The 12,338-nt window shown below is 62.0% G+C and carries 12 protein-coding genes; 9 read left to right on the forward strand and 3 right to left on the reverse strand.

The window, feature by feature from the left end:
- Positions 1-41 precede the first annotated feature (41 nt).
- The 8 genes from groL to GM910_RS14040 all read left to right on the forward strand — a co-directional run bounded on the left by groL (position 42) and on the right by GM910_RS14040 (position 5,143).
- Positions 42-1,676 carry a chaperonin GroEL gene (gene groL, locus GM910_RS14010; RefSeq protein WP_159588207.1) on the forward strand — a complete coding sequence of 545 codons (1,635 nt, stop codon included), beginning with the start codon at positions 42-44 and terminating at the stop codon, positions 1,674-1,676.
- A 35-nt stretch (positions 1,677-1,711) separates the two neighbouring features.
- On the forward strand, positions 1,712-2,014 hold the full coding sequence (locus tag GM910_RS14015; protein WP_246226130.1) for a hypothetical protein: 303 nt from the start codon (positions 1,712-1,714) through the stop codon (positions 2,012-2,014).
- Between the two features lie 14 nt (positions 2,015-2,028).
- Positions 2,029-2,169 (forward strand): hypothetical protein, encoded by a 141-nt coding sequence (locus tag GM910_RS26955; protein ID WP_201285503.1) that lies wholly within the window; start codon positions 2,029-2,031, stop codon positions 2,167-2,169.
- Between the two features lie 197 nt (positions 2,170-2,366).
- Positions 2,367-2,621, forward strand: a complete 255-nt coding sequence (locus GM910_RS14020; RefSeq protein ID WP_159588209.1) for a DUF1488 family protein — start codon at positions 2,367-2,369, stop codon at positions 2,619-2,621.
- A 57-nt stretch (positions 2,622-2,678) separates the two neighbouring features.
- On the forward strand, positions 2,679-2,957 hold the full coding sequence (locus GM910_RS14025; RefSeq protein WP_159588211.1) for a hypothetical protein: 279 nt from the start codon (positions 2,679-2,681) through the stop codon (positions 2,955-2,957).
- Positions 2,958-2,963: 6 nt separating this feature from the next.
- Complete coding sequence (locus tag GM910_RS14030) at positions 2,964-3,269, forward strand: hypothetical protein (RefSeq protein ID WP_159588213.1); 306 nt, start codon at positions 2,964-2,966, stop codon at positions 3,267-3,269.
- A 162-nt stretch (positions 3,270-3,431) separates the two neighbouring features.
- A complete protein-coding gene (locus GM910_RS14035) occupies positions 3,432-4,460 on the forward strand; it encodes a fatty acid desaturase (RefSeq protein ID WP_159588215.1) in 1,029 nt (342 codons plus the stop codon).
- Between the two features lie 392 nt (positions 4,461-4,852).
- Positions 4,853-5,143, forward strand: a complete 291-nt coding sequence (locus GM910_RS14040) for a TFIIB-type zinc ribbon-containing protein (protein ID WP_159588217.1) — start codon at positions 4,853-4,855, stop codon at positions 5,141-5,143.
- Positions 5,144-6,051: 908 nt separating this feature from the next.
- Here GM910_RS14040 and GM910_RS14045 read toward each other — a convergent pair.
- The 3 genes from GM910_RS14045 to GM910_RS14055 all read right to left on the reverse strand — a co-directional run bounded on the left by GM910_RS14045 (position 6,052) and on the right by GM910_RS14055 (position 10,576).
- On the reverse strand, positions 6,052-7,725 hold the full coding sequence (locus GM910_RS14045) for a thiamine pyrophosphate-binding protein (protein WP_159588219.1): 1,674 nt from the start codon (positions 7,723-7,725) through the stop codon (positions 6,052-6,054).
- Between the two features lie 161 nt (positions 7,726-7,886).
- Positions 7,887-8,921: a Bug family tripartite tricarboxylate transporter substrate binding protein gene (locus tag GM910_RS14050; RefSeq protein ID WP_159588221.1), complete on the reverse strand. Its 1,035-nt coding sequence runs from the start codon at positions 8,919-8,921 to the stop codon at positions 7,887-7,889.
- Between the two features lie 299 nt (positions 8,922-9,220).
- Positions 9,221-10,576 (reverse strand): MmgE/PrpD family protein, encoded by a 1,356-nt coding sequence (locus GM910_RS14055; protein WP_159588223.1) that lies wholly within the window; start codon positions 10,574-10,576, stop codon positions 9,221-9,223.
- A 314-nt stretch (positions 10,577-10,890) separates the two neighbouring features.
- Here GM910_RS14055 and GM910_RS14060 point away from each other — a divergent pair, with 314 nt between their 5' ends.
- Positions 10,891-12,336: an MmgE/PrpD family protein gene (locus GM910_RS14060; RefSeq protein WP_159588225.1), complete on the forward strand. Its 1,446-nt coding sequence runs from the start codon at positions 10,891-10,893 to the stop codon at positions 12,334-12,336.
- The last annotated feature ends 2 nt before the right edge of the window (positions 12,337-12,338 follow it).

Below are 12,338 nucleotides of genomic sequence, written 5' to 3' on the forward strand. Positions count from 1 at the left end.
CCCCGCAATCAATTTTTCAAGAACGAACGGATCGAAAACTCATGTCTTCCAAGGAAATCAAATTCGGTGCCGATGCGCGCGACCGGATGCTGCGCGGCGTCGAACTGCTGAACAACGCCGTCAAGGTGACGCTCGGCCCCAAGGGCCGCAATGTCGTCATCGACAAGGCCTATGGCGCGCCGCGCATCACCAAGGACGGTGTCACCGTCGCCAAGGAAATCGAGCTTGAGGACAAGTTCGAGAACATGGGCGCGCAGATGGTGCGTGCCGTGGCTTCCAAGACTAACGACCTTGCCGGCGACGGCACCACCACCGCAACCGTGCTCGCCGCCTCCATCCTGCGCGAGGGCGCCAAGCTTGTCGCGGCCGGCATGAACCCGATGGACCTGAAGCGCGGCATCGACCTTGCGGTCGCTGCCGTCGTCAAGGACATCCAGGCCCGCGCCAAGAAGGTCAAATCCTCCGGCGAGATTGCCCAGGTCGGCACCATCGCCGCCAATGGCGATGCCACGGTAGGCAAGATGATCGCCAAGGCGATGGAGAAGGTCGGCAATGAGGGCGTGATCACGGTCGAGGAGGCCAAGACCGCCGAGACCGAACTGGATGTCGTCGAAGGCATGCAGTTCGAACGCGGCTACCTCTCTCCCTATTTCGTCACCAACGCGGAGAAGATGCGGGCAGAGCTCGAGGATCCTTACATCCTCATCCACGAGAAGAAGCTCGGCAATCTGCAGGCGATGCTGCCGATCCTAGAAGCCGTCGTGCAGACCAGCCAGCCGCTCCTCATAATCTCCGAGGACGTGGAGGGCGAGGCACTCGCCACGCTGGTCGTCAACAAGCTGCGTGGCGGCCTGAAGGTTGCCGCTGTCAAGGCGCCCGGTTTCGGCGAGCGCCGCAAGGCGATGCTGGAGGATATCGCGGTGCTGACCTCCGGCCAGATGATCTCCGAGGATCTCGGCATCAAGCTCGAGAATGTCACCCTCGACATGCTCGGCCGCGCCAAGCGTGTCCTGATCGAGAAGGACACGACCACGATCGTCGACGGTGCCGGGGCGAAGGCCGATATTTCGGCCCGCGTCCAGCAGATCAAGGGACAGATCGAGGAAACCACGTCGGACTACGACAAGGAGAAGCTGCAGGAGCGGCTGGCCAAGCTGGCAGGCGGCGTGGCGGTCATCCGTGTAGGTGGCGTGACCGAAACCGAGGTCAAGGAGAGGAAGGACCGCATCGACGATGCGCTGAACGCCACCCGCGCAGCGGTCGAGGAAGGCATCGTTCCTGGCGGCGGTGTGGCGCTTCTGCGTGCCAAAGCGGCCCTGGCCGGCCTAACCGGACCAAACGCCGACGTAACCGCGGGCATCTCCGTCGTGCTGAGGGCACTCGAAGCACCGATCCGGCAGATAGCCGACAATTCCGGCGTCGAAGGCTCCATCGTCGTCGGCAAGCTCATGGACGCGAAGGACCCCAATATGGGCTTCAACGCGCAGACCGAACTTTATGTCGACATGATCAAGGCCGGCATCGTCGACCCCGCCAAGGTCGTTCGCACGGCCCTGCAGGATGCAGGCTCCATCGCAGCACTTCTGGTCACGACGGAGGCGATGGTCGCCGACCTTCCGCAGAAGGAGGCACCAGTCATGGCTGGCGGGGGCAATATGGGTGGAATGGGTTACTGAGCAGCACGGTATCGGCCGGAAATGGCCGGATCGCCATGAAACAGCAATATGCACCCGCCCGTTTGGGACAGTTTATCTACGGACAGGGGGCATGTCAGGTGAAAAACATGTCAAGCCATCGCTTCGCCATCGGACAATATGTCCGCATGAGAAACAGGTTCGGCCATTCGCCTGACACGGCCAAAATCTATCGCATCACCGCAACCCTGCCGTCGAGGGACAATTCGCCTCAATACCGCATCCGCAACGACGACGAGCGTCACGAACGCATGACCACAGAAGACAATCTCGAAGAGATAAAAGTACAGCAAGCCTCCGGCGGCGCTGCACACGATTAGAAGGAATTTACACAATGGCCAAAGGACAACAGCGCAGCAATCGCGAAGCGAGAAAGCCGAAGAAGGAAAAGGCTGCCGTGAAGGTGGATGCACCTCTTGGTTCTCAGGTCAAGCAGGCGACCAGCAGCGCATTGCGCGGTAAGGCGAAGAAATAAGGCTTACGCTGTGCCCGCCTTGTTCCACCACACGCACCTGGATGAAGGCCTTCGGGTCGGCGGGTTACGGCGCCAGGCCCCCGGTGTGAAGCGCCGAGACGTTATGCTGTGGCGCCATATCCAACCCGCTCACAGGGCATGCCACGGACCTGCGAGCCGTCGGCGTCCAACTGCCTACGCGATGGAGATACACAATCATGACACTCACTTTTCCCAATAGAAGCCGCAGCTATGACGAAGCCGGGCAGCGCGTTCGCTTCATCGGCCATGATGGCATGTTCGAGGTGCCATTCTTCGTTGAGACTGACGCGCTCTCGACGGCAGCCGCCAGCGAAGCGCATTATCTGGCCGCGTTCGATGCAGCGCGCGCCATGATCCACGATGTCGCGCGCGAAATCTACGGGAGCGCCCGCAGGACCGTGTATGTGTTAACGGCAGCGGATTTCCGGTAAGCCGGTGGCTCCCCAGACCACCCCGACGGGAACGCGAAAGAAGCAATGGATTCTGCCATGACCGTTCGCACCACCGATACAGAGGTCACATTCAGGCAACCGTTCAGGCTGAGCGCCTTTGACGCTCGGCAGGCTGCAGGAACCTATCGCCTCGTAATTGAGGAGGAGGAGATCTTGGGTCTTTCCTTTCTTGCCTACCGGCGCACGGCTACGATGCTGCACACTCCTGCGATTTCCGTCCAAAGCGGCCGGCATCAGGTCGTCGAAGTCGACCCGGAGGAACTGACCGTGGCTCTGGACGCGGATGCACTCACGTACCGATCGCTCAAGGAATAGGCGTTCATGCAGTATCTTGGTGGAATTCACGGAGCCGGCGCCCTGAAATGCGGGAGCAAAACACTTGCCCGTGCGGACTATGATTTTGACTGTTTCCTGAGGGAGCCGGGGGAAGTGATTAGCAGCGGCGAAATCTGCATGCCTCCCGACATCCTGCGACAGATATTCGGGCGCGAGGATCTCCATCTCCTGACCGATGACGGGCGGTTTCTCCGCCTTCGCTTCTCGGAAAAGCATCTGCCTGCGGCCAGTGACGCTGCTCACGTCGATGTCGCAGGCGACCTGCTGCCGCAATCCGAGTGGCGCCATTGACGGTCCGCTCTCCACGGCGCGTGATCGTCGTGCGCGGCCGACCAAGGGGCGCGCCGCAAGAAGCCGAACGGACTCCTTCCCGCCGTGCAGCCCGAGCACCGCATACGTGCCTGATTGTTAACACGCGTCCTGCTGGGGCGCATATCTAACCTTGGAGATCTTGTGAAAAGTAAAGTTGCCAATGGCGCCTCCATTGACAGGAAGGGGCGCTCCTGGACTGCGGTTCTCGCACAGTACAGACAACCGAGCCCGGCCCGGAGCACCGTCGAAATAGCCGCCACGGCATTCCCTTTTGTCGCCTTATGGGCTTTGACGGTGGTAGCTGTCGTGCACGGCTACTGGTGGGGCCTCCTGCTGACGGTCCCGGCGGCCGGCTTTCTGGTTCGTCTTTTCATTCTGCAGCACGATTGCGGCCACGGCACTTTATTCGCCCAACGCAGCATCAACGACTGGATCGGTCGCGTCATCGGCGTTTTCACGCTCACGCCCTACGACTACTGGCGCCGCACTCATGCCGTCCATCATGCAACGGCAGGCAATCTCGACAAGCGGGGGATCGGCGATGTCAACACCCTCACGGTCCGGGAGTATCGTGCCTTGCCCTGGTGGGGCCGCGCACGCTACCGGCTCTATCGCCATCCCCTCGTGATGTTCGGTCTCGGCCCCGCCTGGCTGTTCATCTGTCAGTACCGATTGCCCTTCGGTCTCATGCGTGCCGGAGTACAGCCGTGGATGTCGACGATCGCCACCAACCTCGGCGTCGCTCTCCCGGTCGCGAGCCTGATGTGGCTTGTTGGGGTCGGCACCTTTCTCTTGGTGCAAGTGCCGATCACGCTGATGGCGGCCACCGCGGGCGTCTGGCTGTTTTACGTTCAGCATCAGTTCGAGGAAACGCACTGGTCCGAGGGCGACGATTGGAACTTCCAGCACGCAGCGCTGCACGGCAGCTCGCACTACGATCTTCCCTTCCCGCTGCGCTGGCTCACCGGGAATATAGGCATCCACCATGTGCACCACTTGTCGGCCAAGGTGCCGTTTTATCGTCTGCCGGAGGTACTGCGGGACCATCCCGATCTGCGCGACATGGGCCGCCTCACCCTTCTCCAGAGCCTGAGCTGCGTCAAACTGGTGCTGTGGGATGAAAGTGCCAAACGCCTTGTCTCGTTTCGGGAAGCGCGGGCGACAGGCTAGTCGGAAAAGGAGAGCATAACATCACTCATTATGGAGAAGGGCTCACCTCCGAACACTGCCCTGATTTACGGTTGCCCGCTTTGCGCCGACATCGGCTGCGGTGCAGTTCAAGTGCAGGTAAGGCGCGAACGCTCACCACTGCTGCTGGAGCACATGGCCGGGGCTGCCACATGGACAATAGTGTGGACCAGGTCCACTGCCACTGCCACTGACGCGCTGGCGCTAGCCGGTGTAGGCGGGGTGTGGAGGTGCCAGCTTCCACGCCTTCGCCTATAAGGCGTTTCTGCGGCGCTCCTTCGACATACTTGGCGATCAGTTCATCGACGAAGTGGCGCTGTTGTCGGTCAGAGCCATGTGTGGTCTCTTCCGATGCTCATCAGAAGGAAACAGATATGCAGTGCCCAATCGACGGATCTGAGTTGGTTTCGAGTGAGCGTCAGGGCATCGAGATTGACTACTGCCCGAAATGTCGCGGCGTCTGGCTCGACCGCGGAGAGCTTGACAAGATCATTGAGCGCTCTGCCAATGAAGCATTACCTGCGCAATTTGACGAGCGCTCACGTGATCGCGACGAGGGACGGTATCGCGACGAGCGCCAATATGGATCGCAACGTCCCCGCAAGAAGAAGAAATCGCTGCTTGGCGAGATCTTTGATTTTGATGGAACTGAGGGGCGGAGGTAAAGACAGCTTTCGCGCAAGCTGTGCACTGCGGAGGCTCCATGTATGCTGCTGCAGCACACGAACCCAGGATCGAGTTTATGCGAAACCGACTATCATTCGCCTGTGGCGCTGTCGGATTGGCAGCTGTTGTTGCTGGTGCATTTCCGGCGCTGGCGGATTCGCGGATGTGGGTCGCAGTTGAAGACCTGAGACGGTTCACATGCCCTTCAACAGAGTGCGGCGTCGTTGGCCGCTTCTTCTTTCGGGAGACCCTACCAGTCCTCGAAACATCCAACGGCTGGTCGCGGGTCTCAGGCCAAAAGGCGGCAGCGTGTTTCGACGGAAAGTCCCTGTATGTCGAATCAGGCCCCAGTGACTGCACCGCTAAGAATGGCATCAAGCAGGGCAAGTTCTCGGAATGGGTAAGATCGAGGTTCCTCGTTGAGGATCGTCCGAGCGAGCCTATGAAGGGACCACAGAAAGATCATCTCGGGGAAAGCTAGCGAGCCTGGAGATGATACCAGCACCGCGCAGTCGGATGGTCTGAAATGCGAAGAGAGCGCCGGAATTCTCCGCGCTCTCCTTTGGCTGGAAATGGTTTCCACGAGGGCACGCGTCTATCCATTCGTGCACGGGTCATGCGCAAATCGTCATATATCTGCACACTGTGGGCGAAGAACCTCTTCAGGAACGGTCATCGCACCTTCTCCCATTGCCTGGGCGCAGGCGCCACATCACCGCCAGGTCGTCGAGCGCGATGACCGGCAGGCGTACCCGGCGTGAAGGTGGCAGCCGGACCGCGTTGCCTTCGACCGTGCAAATTCCGTGCAGGCAGGAACCAGTCTCACACCGGCTCGCGGGTAGACCGTCCCGCGTGCGTCTTCGTTCGGACAGACGGGCAACCGTGGTAGTGCAGGTTCGCCGGCACATCACGGTTCTCCGACTGCCTTTCGGGGCTGCAGGTGGGAGCGCCGGATCACCGGCGACACCACCTTTGTCGAAACAGGAAAATCGAGGACGCAGGTTCGCCTCTCCTCCTCCGAAAGTTCGGCGACAAGGCGCGGCAGATCGCCGAGGTCGGCAATGCGGACACCGCGGAGGCCGAAGCCGCGGGCTACCGCCGCGAAGTCGGTACGTCCGAACACCGCGCCTGAGTCGGAAAGTCCATCGGCCTGGAGCTTGTGGATCTCGGAGCCGTAAGCGCCGTCATTCATCACGCAGATGACGATATTCATGCCATGGCGCCGGATCGTCTCCAGTTCCTGCACATGCATCATCAGGCTGCCGTCGCCGTCGAACAGTACGACTGTGCTGTCAGGCCTTGCCGCCGCGACCCCCATGGCGAAGGAGATGCCGTTGCCGATCGCACCGAATTCGCGGATCGTGAGAAAGTGCTCGATCGGGCGGGACGGCATGTGCGTGAAATAGTAGGAACAGTGACCGGAGGAGTTCACCATTTCCCAGTCGCGGGGCAGCGCAGCCTCAAGGGCAGAGACGACGTCCCGGGGGTCGTGCAGGCCCGGCTCCACGGGAACCCGTGCGCCGTCGGGGGGCGTATCGCGGATGCGACGGGACAGTGCCTCGCTCCGCCAGCGTGCGGGTCGCGCGGCCACCGCTGAGAGCAGGGCCTCCATTCCCAAACGCGCATCCGCGCGCAGATGTGCGTGGGCGGCGATCCGGCCCTGGCTGACTCCGCGGGGCTCGATATCGATCTGCAGCACGCGCGCCTTGTCGAACAGCTTGCCGCCATCCGCGTTGTGATGGGCCAGGATCGTGCCCACAGCGATGATGAGATCGGCCTCGCCGAAGCACTCCCGCGCAACATCCGTAGAAAAGCCACCCGCGACCCCAAGGCAGAACGGATCGTCGTGGAAGAGTCCGCGCGCCAGGAGCGTCGTGGCGAGCAGCCCATCGCATCTGGCGGCGAGCGCTCGGCATGCCTCGCCCGCCCCCGCGACATGGGCGCCGCGCCCCGCCATGACGATGATGCGATCTGCGTCGGCTACCATTTCAGCAGCACGCGCGACGTCGTGGGGATGCGGCGGGATCGGGTTGAGGCGCGGTATGATCTCGTATGAGGGCGAGGGGAGGTCCGTCGGCCCGTCCCACTCGGCCTCCTGCAGGTCAAAGGGGACGCCGAGCACCACCGGCCGCTGTTCCTGCCGGCTCTGCAGGAATGCATCGCGCACCTGTACCGGCATGCGCGACCTCAGATGGAGTTGGTGATAAGCGGCTCCCGTTGCCTTGACGAAGGGCGCCTGGTCGATCTCTTGGTTGTACCAATTCGCCTTGAGCGGTGCTTCTCCCGCAAAGATGACCAGCGGAATGCGTGCCCGCACCGCAGCGGGCAGGGCTGTTGTTATCTGCGTCAGCCCGGGACCGCAGGTGACAGTCGCCACCCCGACGTCCCCCGTGGCGCGTGCAAAGGCCATGGCCGCGGCCACCGCACAATGCTCATGCCTGACATAGACCATTTTCGTGCCTCGCTCGGCGAGGCGGGTCGCCCAGTGCATATTGGCATCCCCGAGGAGCGCGAAGCATGTGGATACCTTCTCCCGCAGAAAGGCGTTCACTAGGATGTCATAGGTCTTGCGCACTCTCATCAGGCACTCCTTTGTCCGACCGAGAAATCCCGCAAATGCATTGGCCGTATTGGGGCGGACCAGACACATCTGGGCGAACATGCGTGGGGCCGAGACGGCCGCCCGTTCTTGACGAGCGGCCGGTGCCGGGGAAAGGCGAACTGCTTAGCTTCCCGAGGTCCTCAGCTTCCCGAGATCAATGTCTTGATCCGATCGACAATGGCCGGTGGTGTACCCATCAGTTCCTCGGCCATCTCCTGGAGTTCCTCCCCGGTCGTGTATTCAGCCTCGGCCCCGCTGCGCTCCATCTCGGCGATGAAGCCGGGATCCTCGGCGGCCTTGACGAAAGCCTCGCGCAATGCAGCAAGGCGGTCTTCCGGAATGTCTCCGGGAGCGGAGAAGATGCGGCCGAGGCCCTGGGGGATCAGCATGAAACGGAAGATCCTCCGCGTTTCATCGTCCTTGATGGCATCGAAGATATTCGGCACCCCGGCGAGGTCGGGGTGGTCCTCCAAGGCGAACTGGAGGACGTAGTGCAGCTTTCCGTCCTCTTGCCACTGCTTCAGCTGGCCACGCTGGGTCATGCTGTAGGTACCGGCGCGCCCGTCGGCTTCGCCCCGCTCGATCGCCAGGGCCTGTTCCTCGTTGCCGGAATAGCCCGGGACGAGCTTGAACTTGCCGCCAAGAAGTTCGTTCACCAGCAGCGGGTAAGTGTAGTTGGCGCTGCCTGATCCGGTTGCAGCCAGGATCATCTCGTGATTTAGGGCCTCTTCGACCGTGGTTGTTCCCGGTTCGTCCGGATATTGAAAGATGACGTAGATTTCCTTGCCGACGCTGCCGATATGCTTGACCTCACGCGCGTCGAAATCCACTCGTTCATCGCTGAGCAGCGGGTCGGTGAAGTTGTTGCGCTGAAGGGTGGCAATATAGGAACCGTTGCTCGGCATCGTGGTCTGAAGCTCTGCCGCAGTGATAAGCCCGCCTGCGCCGGGCTTGTTCTGGACGATGATATCCGGGTTACCCGGGATGTATTTTGATAGGTACGGCGCCATCGTCCGGGCGAAGAAATCGGTGGAGCCGCCCGCAGCGGTTCCGACCACCATGGTGATGTCGTTCTGGCTGTAGAACTCTTCAACGCTTTGCGCCTGTGTGCTCGTGGCCCCGGCCATGACGACCGAGGCGACGGCAAGCGCCTTCCAGATTGCATTGATTTTCATTTCTTTTCCTCCCTCTGCTGGTCCGCCTGATCGGGGTCGGACTAACACCTGTCCTGGATTTCGTTCCGGCAGGTGATCGAGCTTCCCTAGAAATCGGACCATTCGAGGATTCAAAGAAATAGATTTTGGCTCGCCCGATATAGATTTCCTCTAAGGCATGCAGGACGGTCGGCTAGTCCGTCGAGGTCGCGATACCCGCGAGAGCATGGCTTCTGCGGCCCGAAAGCCGCCTCCGAGAACTTCTTCGGGCGCGGGTTGTCGCAAAAACGGGGTATTGTCCCGGCGCCTGGGAACGCGCTCTATGCACGCCACCACAGGCTACGCAGACTCTGCACGTTGGCAACAGACTCGATCGACAGCACCATGTCGACAAGTTCGCTAGCGCGCGTTTCGCCGAGCACGAGGCTGAACAGATCGCGCGCCTTCTCGGCCACTTCCGCCGAGGTCATTGGATTGCCCGGCTGGCCGCGCACATGTTCCGGCGCACGAAAGAAGCGGCGGCCGTCCCGTGTCCGCAGAGTAAAGTGCGCTTGTTCGCCCCGCTTCGCACCAGGGCGCGGCTCCACCCGAATGCGTTGGGCAACGCGGCGTACCTCGGGATCGGCCATGCGGGCGTGATCGTGCAGGCTGGCGAAACCGACCGAGCCGTCAACCAGGTAGAGCGCAAGAGCGTGCGGGAGGTTCACGTCGGGCATGTCGCTCTGTGCAACTTGGCTGCGCTGTTCGGGCAGCGACACGACGATCGATTCGACTTCGGGTTCGGCGAGTTTCAGTTCGCGCACCGCTTCTTCGATACAGTCCAGCGCCGCCTGGAGGGGAGAGCCCACGCACCACTTCTTGATGGAGGTTCGCATGACTTCGAACCGGCTGCCCAGCCCGTCCATGAGGCGCGCGGGATCCGCCGTCAGCGGGAATGCGGCCAGGAGGCCGGGCGTACCCTCGATTGCGTCGCTCACGCCGGTAAATCCCGCGGCGGCGAAGCTCGCAGCTTCAACACCCGTACGGGCGGGCATGCCGCCGAAGATGAAGGCCTTCTGCACGTGATCCGGGTCCCTCAGCCAGCTGCGGTTGCCCGACGCGCTTTGCACTGCGTACGAGAGCGCATACACAACCTGCTCGGGGGACAGGCGCGCCAACGCACTTGCAGCGGCTGTGGCGCCGAAGGCCCCGCCCCAGGCGTGGGAGCTCATGTGATAGGTGTCGGCGAATCTGCTCCCGCCCAGAGCCATCGACATCCGCGTGCCAACGTCATAGCCGAGCACGACTGAGCGGACGAGTGCGGCACCGTCCCGCACCAGCCACTCGGCAGCGGCGAGCGCGGCAGGGACGATAGCGCATCCGGGATGGGTCAGCGAGGGTGCGTGGGAATCGTCCGTTTCGTCCGCATGGGCAAGCATCCCGTTCGCCATTGCTGCTTGTGCCGGGCCGGTCAGAATATCTGTCGCAAGCACCGATGCCTTCTGCGGCCCGCCGGCGCCGCGCGTGAAGGGGATGATCGCCCGGCCCGCGGGCAGCGTTCTGCCCGAGACCATGGCCGCCAGCGTGTCGAGCAGATGCAACCGTCCCTGTTCGGCTACCTCGGCGGGTAGCGGCTCGTGTGCGGCTTTCCGAATATATTCGGCAAGTCCCGCAGAAATGGCTTGGTTGTCGGCCATGGCACCTCCCTATCGCTCTTTGCTGATCGCCGGCGCCAAAAATGTAATTGCCCCTACCGGTGCGAGACCTATTGGATTTGACGGCTGCTCCATTCAATCATTGCCAGAAATCCCAGCCTTTGCCGATCTGGCGAGAGCGCGATCTGCTCTAGACTGTTATCTTCCGTGGGGAAGATTGCCCTGGGCGCAGTAATGTTTCTTATGGGGCGATATCTTCTTTCAATTGGGCATCTCCGGACGAATATCGAATGCTGGTGTGACTGGGAGGGCCATCTGGCGATTGCTGCATGGGACCGCCCGATGGGAGGAAGAACTTGCTGAATACCTTCGACGAGGGCAACGACTCGGCCACGCCCATTCGCAAGCTTGCGCGATGGACCCTCTCCGACGACCCGCTGTGGTCGGACCCGCTCGTTGCCCGTCAGGCACGACTCCTGATCGCCGATTCCATTGCCTGTGCGGTCGCCGCGCTCGATGTGAGCACGCCGGGCCATGTCGCTGCGATGCTTGAGGAGATGGGAGGCACTCCCCAGTGCACGCTCATCGGTCGGGCGCGGAGATCGTCGATACTGTCGGCCGTCTTGCTGAATGGCGCACTTGTGCGGTCGCTGGATTACAACGACGTGCAGTTCTTCCTGAAGGAGGGGGAACTCAGCGTTGCCGGTCATTGCAGCGACAACATCCCGGTCGCGTTGGCGGCTGCAGAGCGGTTCGGCGCGACCGGAGCGGACATGATTGCGTCCCTTGCGATGGGTTATGAGCTTTTCCGCCGGCTGCGACAGCTGATGCCGTTCCGCTCGGCCTGGGACGGCACCTCGGTCTCGGGTCTTGTCGCCGCGGCGGTCTACGGCCGCCTCGCCGGGCTCGATCCGGCGCGGCAGGCAAACGCGCTGGCCCTGGGCGCCGCCCGCTGCGCCACGCCCTCCGTGGTTCGCTGGGGCAAGCTGTCGGGAATGAAGAATCTGGCCAATTCAATGATAGCGCAGAGCGGCGTGCAGGGCGCACTGCTGGCCGAGCGTGGCGTCACGGGTCCGCTGGAAGTTCTCGATCACCGAGGCGGGCTGCATCAGGTGTTTGAACCTTCGCTGGGTCTCGAGAGGCTATGGGGGCCGATCGAACAGCCGCCCTTCATCATGACGTCGAACATCAAACCCTATGCCTGCATCGGAACTGCGCAGACCGTCATCAAGGCCGCGCTGGATCTGCACCCTAGGGTCAGTTCCCGCATCGACGCGATCAGCCGGATCGAAGTCATCATGGCCGACCTGCCGATGATCCGGAAACAGCAGGGCGAAATCGAGCGCAGGTTCCCGAAGACCCGCGAAGCGGCCGATCACAGCTTCACCTTCTTGCCCGCGGTCGCGATGGTCGAAGGCGCAATGACCGATCGCCAGTTCCGCGACCGGCGCTGGGAGGCGCCGGATATGAGGCGACTGATCGATCTTACTGAACTGCGAGTCGAACCCGGTCTTGCCGAACGGGCGCCCGGCAGCATGCCCAGCCGGGTACGCGTCACCTTCGAAGACGGCAGCACAGAACTGCAGGAATGTCTTTATGATCCCGGCCATTCCTTTCCCGAGCGAGGGCTCAACGAGGCTGTGGTGGTCGAGAAGTTCATGGCTATTGCGATCCGCCGGATGCCCGAGGAAAGGGCCCGCAGCTTCGTCGAAAGCATCCTCTGCCTTGAGACCGGGCCGGTTGAGGCGATCATGGCTCCGCTGCGGGAGATGGAAGTTGCGAACGGGGACAAGCCGCGATGAGC

The organism is Chelativorans xinjiangensis, assembly GCF_009812055.1.
Taxonomy (GTDB): domain Bacteria; phylum Pseudomonadota; class Alphaproteobacteria; order Rhizobiales; family Rhizobiaceae; genus Chelativorans; species Chelativorans xinjiangense.

Excerpts from the sequence above, each read along its gene's own strand:
- GM910_RS14055 (WP_159588223.1), bottom strand. The coding sequence starts at position 10,576 with ATGGCCGACAACCAAGCCATTTCTGCGGGACTTGCCGAATATATTCGG.
- GM910_RS14025 (WP_159588211.1), top strand. The coding sequence starts at position 2,679 with ATGACCGTTCGCACCACCGATACAGAGGTCACATTCAGGCAACCGTTC.
- GM910_RS26955 (WP_201285503.1), top strand. The coding sequence starts at position 2,029 with ATGGCCAAAGGACAACAGCGCAGCAATCGCGAAGCGAGAAAGCCGAAG.
- GM910_RS14045 (WP_159588219.1), bottom strand. The coding sequence starts at position 7,725 with ATGAGAGTGCGCAAGACCTATGACATCCTAGTGAACGCCTTTCTGCGG.
- GM910_RS14015 (WP_246226130.1), top strand. The coding sequence starts at position 1,712 with ATGAAACAGCAATATGCACCCGCCCGTTTGGGACAGTTTATCTACGGA.
- GM910_RS14040 (WP_159588217.1), top strand. The coding sequence starts at position 4,853 with ATGCAGTGCCCAATCGACGGATCTGAGTTGGTTTCGAGTGAGCGTCAG.
- GM910_RS14050 (WP_159588221.1), bottom strand. The coding sequence starts at position 8,921 with ATGAAAATCAATGCAATCTGGAAGGCGCTTGCCGTCGCCTCGGTCGTC.
- GM910_RS14030 (WP_159588213.1), top strand. The coding sequence starts at position 2,964 with ATGCAGTATCTTGGTGGAATTCACGGAGCCGGCGCCCTGAAATGCGGG.
- groL (WP_159588207.1), top strand. The coding sequence starts at position 42 with ATGTCTTCCAAGGAAATCAAATTCGGTGCCGATGCGCGCGACCGGATG.
- GM910_RS14020 (WP_159588209.1), top strand. The coding sequence starts at position 2,367 with ATGACACTCACTTTTCCCAATAGAAGCCGCAGCTATGACGAAGCCGGG.